Genomic DNA, 22,910 nt, shown 5'->3' with positions numbered 1-22,910 from the left:
CCTAACTAGGGCCGATGCGACTTCTGATCTTTGGCCTCGGCTATACGGCGAAACATGTGGCGGCGCGGCTCGAACCGCATGGCTGGGCGGTCGAGGCGACGGGACGCGACGGCACGCTGGACTTCGCCGACAAGGACGCTGTGCAGTTCGCGCTGGGTAAGGCGGATGCGGTGCTGTCCTCGGTCCCGCCCGACCGGCAGAGCGGCAGCGATCAGGTGCTGGCGGACTATGGCGCGGATCTGGCGCGCTTCGATGGCTGGATCGGCTATCTCTCCTCCACCGGCGTCTATGGCGATGCGGACGGGGCATGGGTCGACGAAACCGCGCCCACCGGCACCGGCAGACGCTCGGCCCGCAGCGAGGCGGACGAGGCATGGCTGGGCCTTGGCGCGCGGGTATTCCGCCTGCCCGGCATCTACGGACCGGGACGCAGCGCGCTCGACCGCGTGCGAGAAGGCCGCGCCAACCGCATCGACATTCCCGGCCAGGTGTTCAGCCGCGTGCATGTCCGCGACATTGCCGAGGGGGTCGCCCTCGCGCTGAAGCAGCGTGCGCCGCGCGGTGCCTATAATCTGTCCGACGACCTGCCCTGCCCGCAGAACACTGTGATCGAGGAAGCCTGCCGCCTGCTCGGCACCGCCCCGCCGCCCTTGCAGACGCTGGAGGAAGCCGATCTCTCCCCCATGGCGCGCGGATTTTATGCCGAGAACCGGCGCGTCGCGAATATCAAGGCAAAGCGCGTGCTGGAATGGCAGCCCGCCTACCCCACCTACCGCGAGGGGCTAGTCGCCTGCCTCGCGGGCAGCGACTCGGCCAGCCTCGCGGATGGCGGTCTCGGCTGACAGCGGCGGTTCGGCCTCGCCCTCGGTGCTGCGCGGCTTGGGGCGGGTGCGGATCGCGATGATCAGCCCCACCATCGCCAGCGCCACCCCGCCCGCGGCCATGACGCTCCACTGATAGCCTTCGAACAGGGTCGAGATCAGCATGGCGATCGGCGGCACCGCCACCCCGACATAGGCCGCCTGCCCCGCCCCCATCGTGCGCACCAGCCCGAAATAGAGCGGGAACGTCGCGACCGACCCGATGATCGCCAGATAGCCGACCCCCGCGTAATAGCGCCAGCCATCGGGCCACACCGGCCAGCCTTCCATCCCCAGCGCCAGCGCCGCGTCGATCAATGTCCCCAGCGCCATCGACCATGCCAGCATCGGCAGGAACGGCTGGCGATGCGCGGCGGGCGTCGCCTGGGTGATATTGGCGATCGATGCGGCCAGCATGGCCAGCGTCGCCAGCACGATGCCCGCGACGACCCCGCGGTCGACCCCGGCGGTCCGGTATTCATGCGCGAACAGCAGCATGATGCCCGCGATCGCGATGGCGGATCCGACGATGAACCGCCTGGAACTGCGCTGCCCCAGCACCAGCCGCGACAGGATCGCATTGGGCACCAGCAGCAGGCCGAAGAACACCGCGACGATGCCCGAGGTCAGATATTGCTCCGCGCGGTAGACGAACTGGAAATTGCCGGTGAACTGGCAGATCCCCACCAGGCCCACGACCGGCAGCCACCCCGGTTTCAGCCGCCAGCCGTCGCCCCTGACCGCGCACAGCACGAACATGCCGACGGTCGCGATGGCAAAGCGCAAGGTGATCGACCAGCCCGGCGTGCCCAGCCCGATCTGGTCCTTGATGACCAGCCAGGTCGAACTCCAGATCAGCGTCACAAGGACGAACGGCCCCCAGCGCTTCAGCAGCGAGGCCTGCGTATCCGTCACAGCGCGGCCAGTGCCTTGGCCAGCGCATCCGCATCCTCGGCGCTGGTGTTCCACGCGGTCACGAAACGCGCCGATGTGTCCGACCAGTCGTAGAACGCGAAACCCTGCGACCGCAAAGACTCGCGCTCCGCTGCCGACAGCCGCATGAAGACCTCGTTCGCATCGACCTGATCCAGCAGGCGTTCGGGCGCGGCTTCGGCCACGATCCGCGCGGCGCGATTGGCGGCGCGCCCGTTTTCCAGCCAGATGTCGTCGTCCAGCATCGCGTGCAGCTGCGCCGCCATGTAGCGGCCCTTGGACTGCAGCTGCCCCGCGCGCTTGTGGCGGCGGCGGCACTGGTCGGCCAGCGCGGTGTCAAACAGCAGCAGAGCCTCGGCCCCCATCCCGCCGTTCTTGATGAAACCGAAAGAGAGGCTGTCGATCCCCTGCACCGCCGCCGCCTCGGCGGGCGAGCAGCCCAAATGCGCGACCGCATTGGCGAAACGCGCCCCGTCGAGATGCACCCGCAGCCCACGCCCGCGCGCGAAATCCGTCAGCGCCGCCAGCTCGTCCGGCGTATAGACCCGCCCCTGCTCGGTCGCCTGCGTCAGCGCCAGCGTCACCGGCTGCACGCGGTGCACGTCATCCCGGATCGGGTCGATCACCGCCGCGACGGTCTCGGGCGTGACCTTGGCGCCCTCGCCGTCGGCAAGCATCAGCTTGGCGCCATGGGTGAAGAACTCGGGCGCGCCGCCCTCGTCCGCTTCGACATGGGCGTCGTAATGGCACACGATCCCGCCATAGGGCGGCGTCAGGCAGGCCAGCGCCAGCGCATTGGCCGCCGTGCCGGTGCCCGCCCACACCACCGCGCATTCGCGCCTGAACAGCGCGGAAAAGCGCGCATCCAGCCCCTGCGACAGCGCATCGCCGTCATAGGGCATGTCGGGCGCATCGGCGGCGCGCATCGCCTCCCACACATGCGGGTGGACGGCGGCGGAATTGTCGGAAACGAACAGGCGGGTTGTCATGCCCGCGCCATGCGTCGCGCGTATTCCGCCGTCAAGCGGCGCCTTCGCCCTTGTGGCGGTCCAGCTCGTCGCCCTGCAGCGTGACGACATGCAGCAGGTTGGTCGCGCCCGGCTTGCCGAAGGGCACACCCGCCAGAACCACCACCCGCGCACCCGCCGCGCCGAACCCGTGGCGCAGCGCCATGCGCTTGCCCTTGCCGATCATCTCCTCGAAACTGCCGATGTCCTTGGTCCGCACCGCATGCGCGCCCCAGAGCAGCGCCACGCGCCGCGCCGTGATCTGCGAGGGCGTCAGCACCAGCAGCGGCACCTTGGGCCGTTCACGCGCCACGCGCCGCGCCGACGATCCGGACGAGGTGAACACCGTAATCGCCGAGATCTTCAGCGCCCGCGCAATCGACGCACATGCCTCTGCCAGCGCGTCCGAGGTGGTCGCATCGGGCGTCACCCGGCCCAGCGAGATGCGCTCGTCATAGCCGGGGTCCTTTTCGACCTGCTTGGCGATGCGGTGCATGATGGTGACCGCTTCCTCGGGCCACTGGCCCGCCGCGGTTTCCGCCGACAGCATCACCGCGTCCGCGCCGTCATAAACCGCGTTGGCCACGTCGGACACCTCGGCGCGGGTCGGCGCGGGGCTCTCGATCATGGATTCCAGCATCTGCGTCGCGACGACGACGGGCTTGCCCGCCTTGCGCGCCTCCTGGACGATGCGCTTCTGCAGCGGGGGCACTTCCTCGGGGTTCAGCTCCACGCCCAGATCGCCGCGCGCGACCATCAGACCGTCCGACATCTCGAGGATCTCGTCCAGATGGCGCACCGCCAGCGGCTTCTCGATCTTGGCCATCAGCGCGCCGTAACCGCCCATTAGCTTGCGCGCCTCGGCCAAATCCTCGGGCCGCTGCACGAAGGACAGGCCGATCCAGTCGGCCTTTTGCTGGATGGCGAAGGCCAGATCGCGGCGGTCCTTGTCGGTCAGCGCGGGGATCGGCACCTCGGCATCGGGCACGTTCACGCCCTTGCGGTCCGAAATCACGCCGCCGACCTCGGCGCTGCACAAGATCTCGTTCTCGTCCGCGCGGATCACGCGCAGCCGCAGCTTGCCGTCGTCGAGCAGCAGGCGCTGCCCCTTTTGCAGCAGGCCGAACAATTCGGGATGCGGCAATTGAACGCGCGTCTCGTTCCCCGGCTCAGGGTTGCGGTCCAGCGTGAAATGGCGCCCGTGCGGGATCACGGCCTTGCCGTTCTCGAACTTGCCGACGCGCAGTTTCGGCCCCTGCAGATCGCACAAGATGCCGATCGGCTGGCCGATCTTCGCCTCGTACTCGCGGATCGCGGTAAAGGTTTTCGCATGCGTCTCGTGGTCCGCATGGCTCATGTTGATGCGGAACGCATCGGCGCCGGCGCGGTGCAGCCTTGCGATCATGTCGGGATTGGCGCTGGCAGGGCCCAGCGTGGCGAGAATCTTGACCTTGCGGTCGCGCGGTTCGAACTTTGCCAAGATAGATGCCCGATGATAGCTGGATGGGGATAGATTCAGCGACTGACCTATTCAGACGCATGGCATGGCGCAAGCCGTGTCAGGGGCAATTGCCCGACAATTGCGAAACCGGAGTGACGACGATGGACGATTCTACCCCGCACGACCCGCTCGACCAGCTTCCCGACGATGTCGCGGCCGATGCGTTCCGCCGCCTCGTCCGCCATCTGCAGCACCGCCACGACGCGCAGAACATCGATCTGATGGGGCTGGCGGGCTTTTGCCGCAATTGTCTGGCCGACTGGATCCGCGACGCGGGCTATCCCGGCGACAAGGCGCAGGCGCGCGAGCTGATCCACGGCATGCCGATGGACGAATGGAAAGCGACCCGCCAGACCCCGGCCTCGGGCGAGCAGATCGCGCGGATGGAGGACAGCGTGGCGAAGAACCAGGTTCGCAGCGCGCTTCCCTGACCCATCGGGCGGGGGCCGGCCACTTATCCACGCCATGGGGATAACTTGCCGCGCCGCGTCTTCACCCGGGGGCCCTCGCTGCCTATCAGGCCGCTCTTTCGCGATTCCCTGATTGATTCTCACCGGAGCTGACCCGATGGCCGAAGCCGAAAACACCGACGATCGCCTGCGCCTTCTGATCGAGCGCGTCGAACGCCTCGAAGAGGAAAAGAAGGGGATCTCCGACGATATCCGTGACGTCTATGCCGAGGCGAAAGCGGTCGGCTACGACGTCAAGATCATGCGCCAGATCGTGCGCCTGCGCAAGATGAACGCCGACGACCGCCGCGAGATGGAACTGATCCTCGAAACCTACAAGGCCGCGCTCGGCATCGGCTGACCGCCGACCTGACGGGTTTTACTGTCCTACATCCGGCAAAATGGCGATTGAGGCCGCGGCGCGATTCTTCCGCCGCGGCTCTTTCACGCGTAATTCTCTCTCGCAGGTCGATGTGTCACTTTTGGCCCGCAAAGCGCGCAATCCCGCGGGTTTGCGGCGGGTGACAGTGCCTGTAGGACGTGTCACCGTTGTCACTTTTCGCGCCTATAGTTCGGCGCCTATAATTCAGTCAGGACGGGCAGCAATTCGTCGTAATGGTCGATGACCCGGTCCGCGCCCAGTGCCGCGACCGCCATCCCCGGATAGCCGAAGCTGACCGCGATCCCCGGCACGCCCGCCGCGCGCGCCGCCTTCATGTCGAACGCCGAATCGCCGACGAAGGCCATCTCCCCGCCGCCGCAGGCCTCGGCCATGTGGTGCAGCATGTCGGGCAGCGGCTTGGCACGGTCGGTCCCCAGCGTGTCGCCGCCGACGATCGCGGCAAAGCGGTCCGCCAGCCCCATCTGCCCCAGCAGATCGGCGGCCAAGGCTTCCAGCTTGTTGGTCGCCACGCCCAGCACGGCGCCCTGCTCCGCAAGCGCGTCCAGCGCCCGCTCAAGCCCGTCATAGGCCCGCGTCTCCACCGCGATATGGGCGGCGTAATGGTCCAGCAGCATCCGGTAGAGCGGCGCCAGCTCGTCCTCGGGCACGCGCGCCCCTTGGCCCAGCGCTTTGGCCAGCAGCTTCTTGGCCCCGCCGCCGATCATCGGGCGCACCTCGTCAAGCGGCAGCGCGGGCCTGCCCGCCGCGCGCAAGGCGTGGTTCAGGGCATGCGCGATATCGGGTGCGGTATCGAGCAGCGTGCCGTCGAGGTCGAAGCCGACGATGGCAAAGCGGATGGGCCGGAAACGGATTGCGGGTTCGGGACGTTCGGACATCTGTGCGCGCATGCCTTGTGCCTATGGAAACCGCAACAATTTGCTGGCAAGCCTGCCCGCAACCCTGACCAACCCCTGATTACCGGGACCGCCGTGACAGAAACGAACCAGCTTGCCGTCATCATCCTTGCCGCGGGCAAGGGCACGCGCATGAAAAGCGCGCTGCACAAGGTGCTCCACCCCATCGCGGGCCGTCCGATGATCGAGCACCTGATGGCCAGCGCCGCCGCGCTCAATCCCACGCGCTTCATCGTCGTCACCGGCGATCTGCGCGAACAGGTCGAGGGCGCGCTGAAGGGCAAGGCCGATTTCGCGGTGCAGGACCGGCAGCTGGGCACCGGCCACGCGGTGCTGCAGGCGCGCGAGGCGCTGGCCGGTTTTTCGGGCGATGTGCTGATCCTTTATGGCGACGTGCCCTTCCTGCGCGGCGCGACGATGCAGGCGATGCAGCGCCGCCTCCACGCCGATGACGCGCCGCCCGCGGTGGTGCTGGGCTTCCGCCCCGGCGACACCAAGTCCTATGGCCGCATCATCGCCGAAGACGGTGGCCGCATCGCCAAAATGGTCGAGCACAAGGACGCCAGCGACGAGGAACGGGCCTGCACATTGTGCAATTCCGGCGTGATGGCGGTGCGCGGCGATGCGCTGTTCGCTCTGCTGGAACGGGTCGGCAACGACAATGCGCAGGGCGAATATTACCTGCCCGACATCGTCAATCTCGCCACCGCCGACGGCCGGCCCTGCGCGGTGGTGGAAACCGACGATCCCGGCGAAGTCGCAGGCATCAACAGCCGCGCCGAACTGGCCGAGGCCGAAGCGCAGTGGCAGGATTTCCGCCGAGCCGAGGCGATGGACGCGGGCACCACTTTGCGCGCCCCCGAAACCGTATTCTTCAGCTGGGACACCGAGCTGGCCGAGGATGTCGTCGTCGAACCCAATGTCGTGTTCGGCCCGGGCGTGAAAGTCGCCGCCAACGCCACGATCCGCGCCTTCAGCCATCTGGAAGGCGCCGTTGTTGGCAAGGGCTGCGACGTCGGCCCCTATGCCCGCCTGCGCCCCGGCGCGGTGATGGAGCCGGGGTCGAAGCTGGGCAATTTCGTCGAGATGAAGAACAGCACGCTGGGCGAAGGGGCCAAGGCCAACCATCTTTCCTATCTGGGCGATGCCACCATCGGGGCGGGCGCGAATATCGGGGCGGGCACGATCACCTGCAATTACGACGGCTATTTCAAGCACCGGACCGAAATCGGCGAGCGCGCCTTCATCGGATCGAATTCGGCCCTGATCGCGCCGCTGAAGATCGGCGCGGATGCCATCGTCGGGGCGGGCAGCGCGGTCACCCGCGACGTCGGTGACGGAGAATTGCGCATGGTGCGCGGCGAGCAGCTGGTGAAACCCGGCTGGGCCGACCGATTCCACGATGCGATGAAAAAGAAGAAGAAGGAAGGCAAGTGACGACGCCTGCGCCAAATACAAGGTACGACAACAAGCCGTTCCTGCGCCTGCTCGATGCCTATGTGCTGGCGGCGACCGGCAATCTGGACCCGGTGGCCGACAGCACGCTGACATCGATGGAACCGCAGTTCCACAAGGCGTTCGGCCAGACCGGCAGCTGGCGCTCCATCGTTGAGCGGCGAATGAACTTCCGCCCCGGCATGGACAGGGCCATTCGCGAAGTGTGGGACAAGGGCCGCGTCAAGTTCCTGCAGGCGAACGGCAAGCAGCCCGATCCGCGCGAATTCACGCGCCATTTCGTCGACACCAATTTCCCGCACTGACGGGCCAGAAGGAACAGAAGTTCAATGTGCGGTATCATCGGCATCGTGGGCGCAGAGCCCGTGGCGGAGCGGCTGGTCGACGGGCTGCGCCGCATGGAATATCGCGGCTATGACAGCGCGGGGCTTTGCACCATCAGCGATCATACGCTGGTGCGCCGCCGGGCCGAGGGCAAGCTCGCCAATCTGGCCCGCGAAGTCGCGGCCCGCCCCGCCCCCGGCGATGTCGGCATCGCGCACACCCGCTGGGCCACGCATGGCGCGCCGACCGAGGCGAATGCCCACCCACACGCCACTGCCGAGGTCGCGCTGGTCCACAACGGCATCATCGAGAATTTCCGCCCCCTGCGCGAGGAACTGATCGCGCAGGGCCGCCAGTTCGAAAGCGAGACCGACAGCGAAGTCGTCGTCCATCTGCTGTCCAGCCGCATCGAACAGGGCATGACGCCAGAGGAAGCGGTGCGCGAGGTCCTGCCCATGCTGCGCGGCGCCTTCGCGCTGGCTGTGGCGTTTCGCCAGCATCCCGACATGCTGATCGGCGCGCGGCTGGGCTCTCCGCTGGTGGTCGGCTTCGGCGACGGTGAGACCTTTCTCGGCTCCGACGCCTTGGCGCTGGCTCCGCTGACGCAGGATATCACCTATCTGGAAGAAGGCGACTTCACGATCGTCACGCGCGATGGTGCGCAGATTTTCGACGCCGATGGTAACCCGGTCGAACGCCCCGTGGTCAAGTCGGGCGCCAGCGCCGTCGCGATCGAGAAGGGCAATTACCGCCACTTCATGCAGAAGGAGATCTTCGAGCAGCCGACCGTGGTGGCGCAGACCCTGCGCAGCTATATCCGCCAGCTGGAACGCACCGTCGCTTTGCCGCAGATCGATTTCGACATCAGCCGCATCGACCGCGTCACCATCGTCGCCTGCGGGACGAGCTACTACGCCGGCATGGTCGCGAAATACTGGTTTGAGACGTTCGCCCGCGTGCCCGTCGACATCGATGTGGCCTCCGAATTCCGCTACCGCGACCCGGTGCTGGAACCCGGCGGGCTGTCGCTGTTCATCTCGCAAAGCGGCGAGACCGCCGACACGCTGGCGGCGCTGCGCCATTGCAAGCAGGCAGGGCAGACCATCGCGGTCGTCGTCAACGTGCCGACAAGCTCCATGGCGCGTGAGGCAGACCTGTTGCTGCCGACCCACGCGGGGCCCGAGATCGGCGTCGCCTCGACCAAGGCGTTCACCTGCCAGCTTGCCGTACTGGCCGCGCTCGCCGCGCATTTCGCGGTCAAGAAGGGCCGGCTGAGCGAGGCGGAAGAACGCGCCATCGTCGATCATCTGCTGGAAGCGCCCGCCTGCCTCAACGAAGCGCTGAACCATGACGAGGACATCGCCGCCATGGCGCATCTGATCGCGCCCGCGCGCGACGTGCTCTACATGGGCCGCGGACCGGATTATCCGCTCGCGCTGGAAGGCGCGCTCAAGCTCAAGGAAATCAGCTATATCCATGCCGAAGGCTATGCCAGCGGCGAGATGAAGCACGGCCCCATCGCGCTGATCGACGATCTTGTCCCCGTGGTCGTCCTCGCCCCGTCGGGCCCGCTGTTCGAAAAGACCGTGTCCAACATGCAGGAGGTTCGCGCGCGCGGCGGCAAGATCGTGCTGATCAGCGATGCCGAAGGTCTTGCCGAAGCGGGCGAAGGCTGTCTCGCCACGATCGAAATGCCCAAGGTCCACCCGCTGATCGCGCCTCTGGTCTACGCCGTTCCGGTCCAGCTCCTCGCCTATCACGTGGCGGTGGCCAAGGGCACCGACGTCGACCAGCCGCGCAACCTGGCCAAATCCGTCACGGTGGAATGACGGGTTCCATCGGTGCGGTCGCAAGCCTGTTTCAACGCGCGGGTTCCGCCCGCGACATGCTGATTATCGGATTGTAAATCGGGTCGTGCTACTAGACTAAGCCCCGCGGATTTGGACACCGGGCACTGCCCGGGTTGCACGCATGTGGATCGGTGAGCTCTATGAATGTGGTTCGACAATCCGATCCCGCCATCCAGCCGAAAAAGCGCAGTCCCGTCATCCCTCTCGTCCAGATCGCCAGCTTCATCGGATTGCTGGCGATCATCATCTCGCAGATCGACACCGCAAAGGTGCTGGATGCGATGTCGGAATTCTCGGTGCCTGCCATCGCGGCAGCCGTCGCGCTGCATATTGCGATCGTGGTTCTGCTGTCGTGGCGGTTCATCGTGCTTTTCCAAGGACAGGGCTTCGCCGGTCTCTTCGCCCTCATTGTCTGCCGGATGACGTTCGGCGCCACGCTTGCCAATCTGCTGCTGCCGACCGGGTTGTTGGGAGATGCGGGCAGGGTCTGGCTGATACGAAAGCATGGCGTGGACACAAGGCTGGCGGTCAATATCGGCATTTCGGACCGGTTGGCGGGTCTGGTGGCACTGGCGCTGGCGGCTGCCACCGGCGCGCTTGCCGCGCCATCGCTCGTCCCGGACGGACTGGCCATCATGGCTGTGCTGCTGGCTGCCGCGCTGTCGGTCGCGCTCTATGTCTTCCTCCCTGCTGCGGGCAGCACGCGCAGCCTCGGCAAGTTCGTGGGCTCGCTTCTCGGCCTCTCGCTGGTGGGACATGTTGCGGCGACCGCGATCGCCTATCTGCTGCTTCACTCGGCGGGCGAGTTCGTTTCCCCGCTTGCGTTGCTGGCGGTGTTTCCAGCCCTTCTGCTCGCAGCCGCCATGCCGGTTTCCATCGGCGGCTGGGGAAGCCGGGAGCTGGCCGCCATGGTCAGCCTGCCCCTGATCGGCATCGATGAGAATATCGCCGTCGCCATGTCGATCATGTTCGGGCTGACGCAGGTGGCGGCGACACTGGTCGGACTGGCCATACTCACGCTCTTGGCCGAGAGAGCATCGTGATGCAGCGCGATACGATGGGTTTTGCAGGGCTGGGCTTTCTCTGGCTGCTGCTCAGCGGCCTGATCCTGTTCCATTTCCACGACCAGTTCTGGTGGGGCCCGGACGAGGGTGTCTATGCCTATGTCGCACAGCGTTTCCTGGCCGGCGACACGATCCACAGGGATCTGATCGATATTCATCCGGGCTATGGCAATCTCCTCAACATCCTCGCCTTTTTCGTTTTCGGCGAGGATCTGCTCAGCCTGCGCTATCCGCTGGTCGTGCTGACGCTGCTGCAGGGCGCAGCCGCGCTCTGGCTGCTCAGGCCGCAGGGCAACATGGCCGCATTCATCGGCGCTTTTGCCGTGACCGCCTTTTCCTTCATCCAGTTCCTCAACCCCAGCGCCAACTGGCACGCGCTGGCTGCGTTTTTCGCGCTTGCGCTCTGCCTGACCAAGAGGCAGGCCGGATCGGCCTCGCGCCTGCTATTGGCCGGCTTCATCGTCGGTATCGCCTTCTTCACCCGGCAATTGAGCGGGGTCTTTCTCGCCATCGGACTGATCGCAGTCCTGCTGTCCGAGTGCAGGGACGACAGATCGGCCAGCCGCGTTCCGGCCCTCATTTTGGGCGGCGTGCCTCTGCTCGGTCTCGCGGCCTATGTCATGTCCAAGGGTCATCTGTTCGGCCTGCTTTTGATCGGGATCTGGCCGCTGGCGCTGCTCGCCATCCTGACGTTCAGGGCTCGCCTGAACTGGGGCGGGTTTTTCAGGCTTGCCCTCTTGCTGGGCGCGGGGTTCCTGCTGGCGGGCCTTCCGGTCGCGCTGTTCATGGCGATGGTCGGGGCATTTGGCGACTGGCTACACGACATCCTGTTCTCTGCGCTCGTCATCAACAATCAGGACTTCATATCGGCGCGCAGCTACTCCGATATACTCGTGCTGGCGCTGGCAAACCTGTTCCGGACCGGCATCGTCGGCGCGATATCCGGCACCGCCTGGACGGCGCTGCTGCTGATCTTCCCGGTGGTGGGGATCCTCGCCGTCGTCAGATTGCGCGACGGGTTGTCCCTGTCTCCGAAGGTCATGCTGGCGGCGGTCTGGGCGTGCAGCGCGCTTCATTACCAGATCCCGGTGTATCTGATGATGGCCGTCGCTCCCGCCATCCTCGCGCTTATCAGTCTGTCGAACCGGCCTGCCGTGCTCGCCGGTGTTGCGGCCCTGTCGGCATGGGCCGTGTTGTTTCAGGCGGCGCGGCCGATCGATCGCAGTCTGGCGAGTATCGTCGCAAGCGAAGCCTATGAGCCATATGTCGCCAGCGACCTGCCACGGGTCTCGCTCCGCATCGGCGAGGACAGCCGCGCGGAATATGCGCAGATCATCGAGGCGATAGAACGCGGTTCCGGCGCGGACGAAGCCCTGATGACCGTCCAGATGAACCCCGAGATCAATTTCATGACGGCCCGCCGGTCCCCGGTGCCCTATTACGGCACCCAGCTGGGCCTCAAGACTGCGGCAGATGTCGAAGCGGCCATCGCCGCGCTGGATAAGGCCGCCCCGCTATTCGTCGTCCACAAGCCGAACGACAAATATCTCACTCCGCAAGGCGCAGAGCTTTTGAAGGCCGTTCAGGCACGCTCGCCTGCGCCACAGCGGCTGGGATCGTTCGAACTGTATCGCTATCCTGCGCCGGAATGATTGTCGCAGGGTCATGCGCCGACGCGACCTCCCGGACGATGAAGCCGGGGCGGGATTTCACCTCGTCATAGATCTTGGCGAGATACATGCCGATGATCCCCAGTCCGATCATCAGGATCGATCCGATCACGATCAGCAGCAGGATGACCGTGGCGAACCCCGGCAGGGCCTGCCCGGTCCACAGCAGCCACACGGTTCGGATAGAGAGGCCGACCGCCAGAAGGGCGAACAGCCCCCCGACCAGAGTCATCAGTTGCATCGGCAGGCTGCTGAAGACCATGATCGATTCGATCGCCAGCCGCGCCAGCCTGGTGAACGACCATTTGCCCGTGCCGATCTCGCGCGCCGCGACGTCGAATGCGATGGTCTCCTGACGGAACCCCACCCAAGCCACCAGCCCCCGGAAGAACCGGGTGCGTTCGGGCAGTTTCTTCATGCAATCGACGACCGACCGGTCGAGCAGCTTGAAGTCGGCGGCATTGCCGATCTCCATGCCTGCCAGCCGCGAGAAGAAGCCGAAATAGCAATGCACCAGCCAGCGCTTGAGGCTGCCTTCCTTGCCGCGCGAGCTCTTGTGCGTATTCACCACTTCGGCCCCGCCGCGCCAAAGCTCGATCATTTTCCCGATCAGTTGCGGCGGATGCTGCAGGTCGGCATCCATGACGACGACCGCATCGCCCTTCGCAGCGGACAGCCCCGCCGCGATGGCCCCCTCCTTGCCGAAATTCCGCGACAGGGAAAGGCCGACGACCTCCTTGTGCGCGGTCGCCAGCTGCTCGATCACCTTCCACGTATCGTCGGTCGAGCCATCGTCCACGATGATATATTCCCACCGCGCCAGCGGCTCGGTGTGCTGCCGGATGATTTCGAACGCGGCCTTCAGGCCCTCGGCCTCGCGATAGGCGGGGATGACCAGCGAAAGGAAAGGCGCAGGATTATTCATGAGACACCTCGTCTGCCCATGTAGCACACCGTCGTTGCAGGCAGCTTGAGATTGAACCGTGCCGTCCAGCGCGGTGCCGGAAGGCCAAGCTTGTTCAGGATCAGCGAAAGCGGAAAGGCGTGCGGATAGGGCAGCCGCGTCACCTGCCCAAAGCCTGCCCGCTCGAACAGCGAACGCAGCGTGTCCTCATCGTAGAAGGCGACATGCTCGGGATATTTGAAGGACGGCCAGCGGTTGCCCATCGCCTTGCGAAAGACGCTGCCCATGTGCGGCGCGGCCAGTACCAGCACACCGCCCGGCGCAAGATGCTGCTTCAAACGTGTGGCAAAGCCGACCGGGTCATAGACATGCTCGATCACATGGGTCGCGACAATGCAGTCGAATGTCTGCGATGGATCCAGATCATCCAGGCTTTCATAAAGCGTTGCGCCCGAAACCTGCGCCGCTTTCGCCCGCGCCCCTGCCGACATCTCCACGCCGCTCACGGTGTCGAAGTAATCGCCCGCCTCGGAAAGCAGATAGCCAAGACCCGCCCCGACCTCCAGCAGATCGCCGCGCGCCGCACCCGCCCGGTCCAGCGTCCGCATCAGCAGGGCGAAGGTTTGCCTGAGGGCGTCTGCCTGTTCTTCGTAGCCCGAATAGCCGATGCCCTGCCCTTCGGACTGGAAATAGCCCTGCCCGGCATAATAGCGCATCATCTCGGGCTCGGGCAGCCGCGGGCTGAGGAACCATAGGCGGCAGTCGCTGCATCGCCGCAGGGCGAACGGCGCCTTCCCGTAGGGCGTCGGCTCGCTCTTCGCGCTTTCGCACATCGGACAGCAGGCCTGTTCGAGTTCCGGCTCAAACCCGGCGGCGTTTTCCTGCATCATCGGTGAAAACCACTCTCGTTGCTCGCCGGTGCATGGCACATGGGGATTGGGTGCGAAATCATGCGTGCGAAGGCCGCCGTTCGCGTCAATCCGCGACCGCGTTTCCGGGCACGACGGCATCGGCCGGCTCCGCCTCTTCCCGGCCGGTCTGCCGGGGCTTGAAGGGATAGGCCAGCGACCCCAGAAAGGTCCTCGGCACCGGGTCGTTCACGCCATATCTGTCCGGGCCCTCGTCCTGCTTCATGATGGCGGTGCCGAACACAAGATCCCAGACGGGAAGCTGGCCGGCAAAGTTCTTGTCATAGGCCTCTTCGACATTGGCGTGATGCCAGTGATGGAAGGTCGGCGTCAGATACAGCCAGCGCAGAGGTCCCCAGCTTACCGACACGTTCGAATGCTTCAGCAGCGAATGCCATGAAAACTGAACGCCAAAGATCAGGATCGCCAAAGCGCCGAAATCGAACAGCAGCGCAATGATGAACGCGCCCGAATTCGTGATCGCGGTATCGACGGGATGCGTGCGGTGCGCCGCGATCCAGTCCATGTCCTCGATCGAATGATGAATGGCATGGAACTTCCACAGGACCGGCAAGGTATGAAACAGCCGGTGGGCCCAGTAATAATACAGATCCCCCGCGACGATCAGCATCAGCGCCTGCACCACGAAATTCTGCGAGCGGACGAAGGACCGGGCCGATTCCGGCACCAGCGGACCGAGGAGGACGACCGCCACGGTGATGAAGATGGCCGAAAGCAGCATGATCGCAACCGCCCCCAGCAACATGTACATCACGTCGAGCTTGAGATTGTCGCGGATCCAGCCCTGCCGCCTGACCCGCGGAAACACGCGTTCGAGCGGAATGAAGACCAACGCCGCGCTGACCAGGAAAATCAGCTTGTCGAGATAGTTGTCGAGGAAATTCATCACCCGAAAGCTCCGGTCCCTGCCGTCTTCGTCGCGCTGCCCGACACCGATGCACGCCCGGGCGATGCAGTATCGATAGTAAACAGGCATGCATCATGCACTGCGCGACCTGAAAAAGACACTCTCAACTTCTCCTTGATCGCGCCTGTTCGATCCCGTTCGGCAGAACAAATCACTCCATGCCTTGGCTTCGGACATTACGGAAACAAAGTTAAGGGCGGGTAAAACGGGCCTGTCATCGCCCGCGATACTTCGGCTTGTCAGTCTTCGCGCAAGTTCGCAGGGTCTGGGCAAAAGGCCGCCGACAGCAGATCATAGGTCAGGCCCTTGGCCTGCCACACCTCGCCGAATTCTGCCGAGGCATCGTTGGTGAACAGCACCACGGCCCGGCCCAGCGATGGCGCGATCACGTTGCGAACCTGGGTCCCGCCAAAATCACCGCGCCGTTCGACCAGATGCACGGGCGCGGCGCATCCGTTCAGTCCCGCCGGATAAGACCACACGCCAAGCGCCATAAAGCCGAGCGCGGGATCGCCCTTCCACGCCATGTCGCGGGCCTCAGCCGACAGCAGGCCGCCCCCCATCCATGCGCGGTCGAGACGAGCGAGATCGCGCGCGGTGCCGAGCAGCGCCGCGGCAGCGCCGCCGGTCGCGACATTGATCTCGGCCACCCGCCCGGACGCGCCATACCCCCTTGCCGCAGCGCCGCCCCAGGCGGCCCCGTCGACGGCCAGATGCGGCCCGTCCAGCCCCAGCGGCCGAACGAGGCGCTCCTCCACAAGCGCGTCATAGCCCAGACCCGTCACGGCTTCGAGGACGGCGCCCAGCACCATGTAATCGCAATTGTTGTATTCCCAGTCACCGCCGTTTGCCTTGGCCGTCGGGCCCGCGCAAAAACCTGCGGTGCGGCCCCGGTCCGTGATGTGTTCGCCGGATTGCGTGTAGAACCCCGATGCCGCGTCGGCGGAGGGATTGGGAAGGCCGGAGCGGTGCTGCAGCAATTCGCGTATGGTGATTTCCCGATTGCCCCCGAACGCCGGAAGATATTTCCCGACGGGGGCGTCGAGGGAAATCCGGCCGCGATCGACCTCCTGCATCACCAGCGTGGCGGTGACCTGCTTGGTGACCGATGCCCAGATCCATGGCTGCCCGATCCTGTTCGGGGTCCCTGCTTCGCGGTCGGCCAGCCCGAATGCAAACGACCGCTCCGCCCCCGCGACATCGGTGACGACCAGTTCGCCGGGAAGCCCCGCGGCCCGCATCACCTCGGCAGTGCGGGCAGATGCGTCTTCCAGTGGCGGCGCGGCACCGCCGGGATCGGCGGCAGCGGGTGCGGCAAGCGCAGCCAGCATCGCCGCCGCGACCGCATTCAGGCAAAGCTTGTTTCGCTGCACGATCTCGCACCCGGCGCATCCTGTCGGTCCATATCTACCACAGACCGGTCCGCTGTCATCGCCTGCGCTTCAGGCGGAACAGGAGCCAGCCAGATCGCGGGTCACCGAATTCGCAATGCTGGAGACGGGCGCGCCGACGCAAGGCGGATGGCAGCAGGCGGCGGTTCGCAGCGGGCTGGGCGAGAATTTGATCCCGGCATTACCCCGTAAGGATACTCGCAAAATTCGCATCCGACCTTAAATTGACGGGCAAATGCCAGAGCGGGAAGGCCTTCGTGCTTGCCGCGCGCTCAGGCCAGGGCTTGCAGACCGACCACTGACCATCCGTCATAATGACGGGCGACATGTTTACGCCCGCACGGATGTGCAGCCGACATTGCAAGAATGGAGAGGAACGATTTCGTGATTGCCTGACGGCTCCATACGGGGCCGCCGCTCTCGCTCGCCTCTCTTGCTGACGATGTGAAGTCACTTGCGGGGGACGCGGCGTGGCATATGATTCGATAGTTTCCGATATGCGGCGGGACATGCAATCCCGCCACCTCAACGCCGCGGCGCCGGCGGAGGCGGAGGCATGGCCAGATCTGCCCGATCATGCGGGGCACGGCGACGAGATGATCGCGGCTCTGCGCCGCTTTTGCGCCTGTGCCGAACTCTACGCCATCTGGCACGGCGCCCATGCCGAAAGTGTCTTGCTGGCCAGCGACGATCCCGGCCATCGCTTCTCTTTCGAGTGGCACCGCATGCAGACAATCATGACTCTGGCGGAACTGGGTGACGATCCGCTTGAACCCGGTTCGTTCCGCGTCTCATGGCGCAGCAGCATGTTCGTCGCCGCCATACCGCTGGACGACGGCACGCTGACACTCGCGGGCACCCCGATGACGAACGGGGATGCGAGTGAGGGTCTGGCCGCCGCGCTCGAGACGCTGCGCCCCTTCGTTATCTCTCACTTCCGGCAAATGCTCGCCAATCGGCGGCTCCAGCAAACGGTGCGCAGCCTGCATGGCGCGATCGAGGGAAGCGGCATGGCCACGATCGTTCTCGATTGCCATTCGCATATCGCCTACGCAAATGCGGCTGCCGAGGCCATTTTCACGCAAGGCGACGGCTTGCGCCGCAGCGGCGAGCAACTGGTGTGCGCTTCGCTGACCGATACCGTGCGCCTGCACGCCGCAATCGAACATCTGTGCGCGGGTCCGTGCGCCAAGGTCGACCTCAATCCCGTTCTCGCCGTTCGCAGGGGGCGCCGCCGCCCGCTGAGCATTGCGCTGTCCGGTCCGATGACCGCAGGCAACGGCACGGCTGAACCCGTCATCACCGCCCATGCGGTCGATCCTGAGGAAAACCTCAACGCCATGATAGAGCCGGTGTGCCGCCTGCACGGCCTGTCGCACCGCGAAACCCAGCTGACCTGCGCACTGGTGGCGGGAGACCTGCTTGCGGAAGCAGCCGAACGGCTGGGCATTCAGGAGCAGACGGCCCGGTCCTATCTCAAGCAGGTCTTCGCCAAAACCGAGACAAGCCGCCAGACAGAGCTGATAACATTATTGTTAAAAGGCGCACCAAGGCTGTTTCAGCCAAATATGGCACATGCCGTCATGTAAGTAACATACATATAAGAGTCTCGCCTTCATTTGGGGGTGTTCTTTTACCCACCTCTGGGGGTTGGAGCAGCAAAGGAGATTGGTCGATAGCATTGGCACGCTGCCATGCAGCTCCACTCGCCGGATTCGCAAAAAGGGCGGGTGGCCAACTTTGGAAGAGGAAGGCCCGACCATGAAGACCGCTTTTTTTCAAGGCTGCTCTCTCGCAGCCCTGCTGATCGCCGCACCGGCATTTGCGCAGGACAACACCAACAACGACCGCAACTATTCGGACAATTCCGTCAATAGCGCGGCCAGCGGCGGCCAGACCGGCGCCAACGGAGGCTCCACCGCCACCAGCGACAACAACAACATGAACAACGATTCGTCCGACAACTCGATCACTACGAGGGATTCGGGGAACGACTATTCGCGGGTCGATGCCTCCGACAATTCGATGACCGACAATTCGGATAACTCGATGACGGACAATTCCGACAATTCGATGGCCGATTATTCGGACAACTCGATGACGGATAACTCCGATAACTCGATGACCGACAATTCGGACAATTCCACCTATGAAGTCGCCGATGCGATGAACGACAAGTCGACCAACAACAGCAACAACGACAATAGCAACAACAGCGACAACAGCAACAACAGCGACAACAGCGATAACAGCGACAATTCGGCCAACAGCTCGGCATCGGGCGGGCGGTTCGCGGCCAATAACGGTAGCACCGTGAACGACAGCTCGAACAATTCCGACAACCGGCAAAACGCCAGCTATGTCACCGAGCAGCGGGATGTCGGCAACGACAAGTCGACCAGCGACAGCATGAACGACAATTCCGACAACTCCACCAACGACAGCATGAACGACAACTCCGATAACTCGGTCAGCAACTGGGCCATGACGGTGCGCGATTCGGGCAATGATCATTCGATCGACGCCTCGGACAGCGCATCGGTCTTTGGCGACGGCGCGATCGTCGCCGCCGCCTCGCTGTCCAGCTATGTCAGCGGGGTCGGCGTCACCTATGGATCGGGCGCCCCCGATGGCGAAATGGCCACCGCGGACAACAGCCTGACGACCAGCGGCAGTGCATTCCAGAATTTCGCCGGAATGCAGGCGCTGAACCAGAACACGGGCGTCGGATCCGTACAGAACGCGAATGTCTCGGTGGCCGTGTCCACCCGCGACGTCAGCTTCTGAAGCAATCGGCAATGGCCGGCCCCATGCCCTGCGGCAGGGGCCGGCCATGACCGGGGAGAGAGACATGAAAAGCAGATTGTCGATCGGCCTTGCGGCAGCCGCGGCCCTCGCGCTGTCCGCCCCGCCCGCGCTGGCGCAGGATGCGGCGGCCCGACCCGATTCTGAACCCCACGCATCCAGTGCACAGGCCCAGCCCAAGGAACTTACCAGCGCCCCGTTCGCCAGCGCCGCCGTGTCCGACGACACCTTGCAATCCATCGCCGGGCGCGAGGATACGCGGCAATATTCGCAGGCCGATCTGAAGGCCGGGGTCGCGAACAACAGCGTCGGCGACCACGCGGTGACCGGGGCTGCCGAGATCGACGGCAATGCGTTCCAGAACATGTCGGGCCTGTCGATCCTGAACGTCAATACCGGCAATAATGTCGCGATCAACGCGGCGATGAACGTCAATATCTCGATCAGTCCGGGCCAGTGATCCGCCTGTTCGTCACCGCTCTCGCCCTTGCGCTGACAGGATGCGCGGGGCAGGTCGACGGCGGCCCGAAGCGTTTCGCCATGGGCATGTCGGGCGCGGGCGACATCGCCGTTCCGGTGCGATCGCTTCAGGAAACCCGCTTTTCCGGCGTCATTGCCCAGCAATATGATTTCAGCTGCGGCTCGGCCGCGCTCGCCACCCTGCTGCGCTATCACTACGATTATGACGTGGACGAGAAGACCACTTTTCGCGGCATGTGGGCGCATGGCGACAGGGACCAGATCCGCGCGCTCGGCTTCTCGCTGCTCGACATGAAATCGTGGCTGGCCAGCCGCGGGCTGGCGGCGGATGGATATCAGGTCGACCTCGACCAGATCGCGGCCAGCGGAGTGCCCGGCATCGCGCTGATCGCAGTCAAACAATACCGGCATTTCGTGGTCGTAAAGGGCGTTCGCGGGGACGAGGTTCTGCTAGGCGATCCCTCGCTGGGCATCACGGTCATGCCCAGGGACGAATTCCTGCAGGCGTGGAACTCGATCTATTTCGTGCTGACCGAGGAACAGGAGCGCGGGCGCCGCAGCTTCAGTTCCGATGCGCAATGGGCCAGCTATGCCCGCGCCCCCATCGGAAGCCCCATGGCAGAGCCGGTCAGCCACCAGGCGCTGATGCTGGCCGCGCCGTTCTACCGGGACATCTCATGATCGAGGAAGCGGCCATGATGCTGCAGGCGGTCGCGGTGCAGGGCGCAGCAGCCGAAACCGGCGCGGGGCCGTTCGCGGCGGCAAGCGCCGTGCCCGACGATGTGCTGGCGCAGCAGCGCGGCGGCATTCGCCTGCCCGGCGGGATCGACGTCTCACTCAGCATCGACACGGTCACCGCGCTGGACGGCAGCGTGGTGCTGCAAACCGTGACGCGCATCGCCGAGGGCGCGCCGGTCGTGGCGGCCTATGCTCCCGCCGACGGCGAAACCGTGGCCCTGCCCGCGCAGACCGGCACCTCCGCCGGGCCCCAGGCTACTCCATATTCCGGGCCCAGCCTGTCCTATGACCGGCAAAACGGGTTCAGCATCACCGTCCAGCGGCCAGCGCCACAAATCGAACCGGCTGCGGCCAACGGCCAGACGCCCGCCGCGATTGCCGGCCTGCACCCCGTCGACCTGACCGAGGCGGTCGCCACCCCCAATGGCGTGATCCACAGCATCGTAGGCGAGCGCGTGGGCGGCGTCGAACTGCAGGGCGCCGACATCCGCATCATGCATCTGACCGGCAGCGCGCTGGGATCGGCCATTCTCAACACCGGCAGCGAGCGCGCCATCGACACGCGCACCACCCTGTCCATCGAACTGGGCAATGTCGGCCCCGACGTGCTGGGATCGGCGATGCTGCGGGTCGAGGATGTTTCACTGGGGATCATGCGTTCGCGGATTTGATCGGACGGAGCGTCCGGATGCAAAAGGGGGGGACATGTCGGCAAAGGCGAATATCGCGGCAATAATGGCAAGCACCATGCTCGGCACCGCCGCCCACGCGCAGCAACCCGGCGAGGACATTCGCGCGGAGCTCGACCGGGCGATGGAGATGATCCGCCAACAACAGGAACAACTCGACCGCCAACGCGAGGAGATCGCAGAACTGCGCCGCCGCCTCGACAGCGCCGCGCCCGCCGTCGCCGCCGCTTCCCCCGCCGCCCCATCAGCCGTCCCGTCATCGCCCGCCGAAACCGCGGTGGCCGCGTCCGCCCCCAACGAAACCGTCCCCCTGCAACGCGTCGGCGTCGCGCCCGAGGATGACGACCGCCCGATCGAGATCGCGGTGCTCGACAACCAGAGCAGCGTGGTCACCCCCACCGGGCGGCTGATCGCCGAAGCGCAGTTCGATTACGCCCGCGCCGACCGCAACCGCGCGGTGTTCCGCGGCGTCGAACTGGTCGAGGCGGTGCTGATCGGCGTGTTCGACATCAACGAGAGCCGTCAGGACATACTGACCGGCAGCCTCGGCCTGCGCTATGGCCTTGCGGACCGTATCGAGATCGGCGCGCGCCTGCCGTTCATCTATCGCAGCGACACCTCGATCGTGGCGCCCATCGCGGGCAGCACCAACAATGACGAGGCGGCGACCATCAACAATTCGGTCAAGGGTAACGGCATCGGCGATCTCGAACTCACGGCGCGCTACCAGATCATCGACGGGCGCGACGGGGCGCCTTATGTGCTGGCGAACCTGCAGGGCGTGATCCCAACCGGATCCGATCCTTTCGACGTTCCGCGCGACGATCTGGGCCGCGCGCTCAAGGCCGCGACGGGCGCGGGCTTCTTCGCGCTGTCGCCCAGCGTGACCGCGATCCTGCCCAGCGATCCGGTCGTGCTGTTCGGCACGCTCGGCTATAATTTCAACTTCGGACGGTCGGTGGACACAGTGATCCCGCCGGTGCGGATTTCCTATGTCGATCCGGGCGATTCCATCGCGGCATCGGCGGGCATCGGCATCTCGTTCAACCAGCGCACCAGCGTGAACCTGGGCTACGCCCACACATGGGCCTTTGGCACAAGGACGACCACCAGCCTGCTCGACCCCACGCCCAGCTGGCCCGACGTGCGCGACACCGTGTCGCGCGATCTTCAGCTGGGGCGGCTGCTGTTCGGCATCACCTATCGCGCGACCGACCGGATCAGCGTCAACTGGGCCGTGGAAGTCGGCGCGACCGAAGACGCGCCCGACCTTCGCACCACGCTGCGCGTACCATTCGCGTTCTGAAGGGGCGGATCGGTTTCAACCGCGCCGGTGCATCACCCATGCGATCAGGTTCGTCGCGGCCACCGGTCCAATCCAGTCCAGCCATTGATCGGCGGTGGTCCACACCCGAAGGTCGAACGGGCCCCACCAAGGCATGTCCGCCCGAAGCCCGCCGCCATATAGCTCGATCCAGCGATACTCCGCCTGCGCGATTTCGCGGCCGACGAAATAGGCCGACGCGATCCCCGCGCCCAGCCACCAGCTGCGCGTCAGCCGCGCGATCGCGAATTGCAGCACCACGGCGATAGCCAAATGCTCGAACATCCCCATCACGGCTTTGCCGTACCGGGGGCCATACCGGGGGCCGTGCCGG

At 65.2% G+C, this 22,910-nt stretch carries 23 protein-coding genes; 14 read left to right on the top strand and 9 right to left on the bottom strand.

Annotated elements, in window-relative coordinates:
* The first annotated feature begins 14 nt into the window (after positions 1 to 14).
* Positions 15 to 842, top strand: a complete 828-nt coding sequence (locus AC4FIJ_RS03985; protein ID WP_490335418.1) for a Rossmann-fold NAD(P)-binding domain-containing protein — start codon at positions 15 to 17, stop codon at positions 840 to 842.
* Here AC4FIJ_RS03985 and AC4FIJ_RS03980 read toward each other — a convergent pair.
* Genes AC4FIJ_RS03980 through pyk form a run of 3 tightly spaced genes read right to left on the bottom strand, consistent with a single transcriptional unit; the run spans position 783 to position 4,280 of the window.
* On the bottom strand, positions 783 to 1,775 hold the full coding sequence (locus tag AC4FIJ_RS03980; protein ID WP_490335417.1) for a DMT family transporter: 993 nt from the start codon (positions 1,773 to 1,775) through the stop codon (positions 783 to 785). The genes AC4FIJ_RS03985 and AC4FIJ_RS03980 overlap by 60 nt on opposite strands.
* A complete protein-coding gene (locus tag AC4FIJ_RS03975; protein ID WP_490335416.1) occupies positions 1,772 to 2,782 on the bottom strand; it encodes a threonine aldolase family protein in 1,011 nt (336 codons plus the stop codon). Before AC4FIJ_RS03975 ends, AC4FIJ_RS03980 begins: the two co-directional genes overlap by 4 nt.
* Before the next feature lie 31 nt (positions 2,783 to 2,813).
* Positions 2,814 to 4,280, bottom strand: a complete 1,467-nt coding sequence (gene pyk / locus AC4FIJ_RS03970) for a pyruvate kinase (RefSeq protein ID WP_490335415.1) — start codon at positions 4,278 to 4,280, stop codon at positions 2,814 to 2,816.
* Between the two features lie 122 nt (positions 4,281 to 4,402).
* On the opposite strand from pyk, the gene AC4FIJ_RS03965 reads away from it, so the two are divergent.
* Both AC4FIJ_RS03965 and AC4FIJ_RS03960 read left to right on the top strand, forming a co-directional pair.
* Positions 4,403 to 4,732, top strand: coding sequence for a DUF1244 domain-containing protein (locus tag AC4FIJ_RS03965; protein WP_490335489.1), 330 nt, complete (start codon positions 4,403 to 4,405; stop codon positions 4,730 to 4,732).
* Between the two features lie 136 nt (positions 4,733 to 4,868).
* Positions 4,869 to 5,111: a DUF2312 domain-containing protein gene (locus AC4FIJ_RS03960; RefSeq protein WP_490335414.1), complete on the top strand. Its 243-nt coding sequence runs from the start codon at positions 4,869 to 4,871 to the stop codon at positions 5,109 to 5,111.
* Between the two features lie 218 nt (positions 5,112 to 5,329).
* On the opposite strand, the gene AC4FIJ_RS03955 is transcribed toward AC4FIJ_RS03960, so the two are convergent.
* On the bottom strand, positions 5,330 to 6,040 hold the full coding sequence (locus AC4FIJ_RS03955; protein WP_490335413.1) for an HAD-IA family hydrolase: 711 nt from the start codon (positions 6,038 to 6,040) through the stop codon (positions 5,330 to 5,332).
* Positions 6,041 to 6,178: 138 nt separating this feature from the next.
* On the opposite strand from AC4FIJ_RS03955, the gene glmU reads away from it, so the two are divergent.
* The 5 genes from glmU (at position 6,179) to AC4FIJ_RS03930 (ending at position 12,391) form a co-directional block, all read left to right on the top strand.
* Entirely contained in the window at positions 6,179 to 7,483 is a 1,305-nt protein-coding gene (glmU, locus tag AC4FIJ_RS03950; RefSeq protein ID WP_490335488.1) for a bifunctional UDP-N-acetylglucosamine diphosphorylase/glucosamine-1-phosphate N-acetyltransferase GlmU, read from the top strand.
* The gene (locus tag AC4FIJ_RS03945) at positions 7,480 to 7,806 is read left to right on the top strand and encodes a hypothetical protein (protein WP_490335412.1); all 327 of its coding nucleotides are present in this window, start codon (positions 7,480 to 7,482) and stop codon (positions 7,804 to 7,806) included. Before glmU ends, AC4FIJ_RS03945 begins: the two co-directional genes overlap by 4 nt.
* Before the next feature lie 24 nt (positions 7,807 to 7,830).
* Positions 7,831 to 9,654 carry a glutamine--fructose-6-phosphate transaminase (isomerizing) gene (gene glmS / locus AC4FIJ_RS03940; RefSeq protein WP_490335411.1) on the top strand — a complete coding sequence of 608 codons (1,824 nt, stop codon included), beginning with the start codon at positions 7,831 to 7,833 and terminating at the stop codon, positions 9,652 to 9,654.
* A 161-nt stretch (positions 9,655 to 9,815) separates the two neighbouring features.
* Positions 9,816 to 10,718: a lysylphosphatidylglycerol synthase transmembrane domain-containing protein gene (locus AC4FIJ_RS03935; protein WP_490335487.1), complete on the top strand. Its 903-nt coding sequence runs from the start codon at positions 9,816 to 9,818 to the stop codon at positions 10,716 to 10,718.
* Complete coding sequence (locus AC4FIJ_RS03930; RefSeq protein WP_490335410.1) at positions 10,718 to 12,391, top strand: hypothetical protein; 1,674 nt, start codon at positions 10,718 to 10,720, stop codon at positions 12,389 to 12,391. Before AC4FIJ_RS03935 ends, AC4FIJ_RS03930 begins: the two co-directional genes overlap by 1 nt.
* On the opposite strand, the gene AC4FIJ_RS03925 is transcribed toward AC4FIJ_RS03930, so the two are convergent.
* From AC4FIJ_RS03925 to AC4FIJ_RS03910, 4 genes are all read right to left on the bottom strand, one after another.
* Positions 12,288 to 13,334: a glycosyltransferase family 2 protein gene (locus AC4FIJ_RS03925; RefSeq protein ID WP_490335409.1), complete on the bottom strand. Its 1,047-nt coding sequence runs from the start codon at positions 13,332 to 13,334 to the stop codon at positions 12,288 to 12,290. The genes AC4FIJ_RS03930 and AC4FIJ_RS03925 overlap by 104 nt on opposite strands.
* On the bottom strand, positions 13,331 to 14,203 hold the full coding sequence (locus AC4FIJ_RS03920; RefSeq protein WP_490335408.1) for a class I SAM-dependent methyltransferase: 873 nt from the start codon (positions 14,201 to 14,203) through the stop codon (positions 13,331 to 13,333). Before AC4FIJ_RS03920 ends, AC4FIJ_RS03925 begins: the two co-directional genes overlap by 4 nt.
* 85 nt (positions 14,204 to 14,288) lie before the next feature.
* The gene (locus AC4FIJ_RS03915; RefSeq protein ID WP_490335407.1) at positions 14,289 to 15,218 is read right to left on the bottom strand and encodes a sterol desaturase family protein; all 930 of its coding nucleotides are present in this window, start codon (positions 15,216 to 15,218) and stop codon (positions 14,289 to 14,291) included.
* A gap of 170 nt (positions 15,219 to 15,388) precedes the next feature.
* Complete coding sequence (locus AC4FIJ_RS03910; RefSeq protein WP_490335406.1) at positions 15,389 to 16,522, bottom strand: serine hydrolase domain-containing protein; 1,134 nt, start codon at positions 16,520 to 16,522, stop codon at positions 15,389 to 15,391.
* Positions 16,523 to 17,049: 527 nt separating this feature from the next.
* On the opposite strand from AC4FIJ_RS03910, the gene AC4FIJ_RS03905 reads away from it, so the two are divergent.
* The 6 genes from AC4FIJ_RS03905 (at position 17,050) to AC4FIJ_RS03880 (ending at position 22,558) form a co-directional block, all read left to right on the top strand.
* Positions 17,050 to 18,129 (top strand): helix-turn-helix transcriptional regulator, encoded by a 1,080-nt coding sequence (locus tag AC4FIJ_RS03905; protein ID WP_490335405.1) that lies wholly within the window; start codon positions 17,050 to 17,052, stop codon positions 18,127 to 18,129.
* A gap of 172 nt (positions 18,130 to 18,301) precedes the next feature.
* A complete protein-coding gene (locus AC4FIJ_RS03900) occupies positions 18,302 to 19,327 on the top strand; it encodes a hypothetical protein (RefSeq protein WP_490335404.1) in 1,026 nt (341 codons plus the stop codon).
* 64 nt (positions 19,328 to 19,391) lie between these two features.
* On the top strand, positions 19,392 to 19,805 hold the full coding sequence (locus AC4FIJ_RS03895) for a hypothetical protein (protein ID WP_490335403.1): 414 nt from the start codon (positions 19,392 to 19,394) through the stop codon (positions 19,803 to 19,805).
* On the top strand, positions 19,802 to 20,506 hold the full coding sequence (locus AC4FIJ_RS03890) for a C39 family peptidase (RefSeq protein ID WP_490335402.1): 705 nt from the start codon (positions 19,802 to 19,804) through the stop codon (positions 20,504 to 20,506). The genes AC4FIJ_RS03895 and AC4FIJ_RS03890 overlap by 4 nt, the downstream gene beginning before the upstream one ends.
* Positions 20,503 to 21,234, top strand: coding sequence for a hypothetical protein (locus tag AC4FIJ_RS03885; protein ID WP_490335401.1), 732 nt, complete (start codon positions 20,503 to 20,505; stop codon positions 21,232 to 21,234). Before AC4FIJ_RS03890 ends, AC4FIJ_RS03885 begins: the two co-directional genes overlap by 4 nt.
* Positions 21,235 to 21,268: 34 nt before the next feature.
* A complete protein-coding gene (locus tag AC4FIJ_RS03880; RefSeq protein ID WP_490335400.1) occupies positions 21,269 to 22,558 on the top strand; it encodes a transporter in 1,290 nt (429 codons plus the stop codon).
* Between the two features lie 15 nt (positions 22,559 to 22,573).
* Here the strand turns inward: AC4FIJ_RS03880 and AC4FIJ_RS03875 are convergent, their stop codons facing one another.
* Positions 22,574 to 22,861, bottom strand: coding sequence for a hypothetical protein (locus tag AC4FIJ_RS03875; protein WP_490335399.1), 288 nt, complete (start codon positions 22,859 to 22,861; stop codon positions 22,574 to 22,576).
* Between the last annotated feature and the right edge of the window lie 49 nt (positions 22,862 to 22,910).

This window comes from Croceicoccus sp. (assembly GCF_983967925.1).
This window is presented reverse-complemented; position numbering and strand designations above follow the sequence as displayed.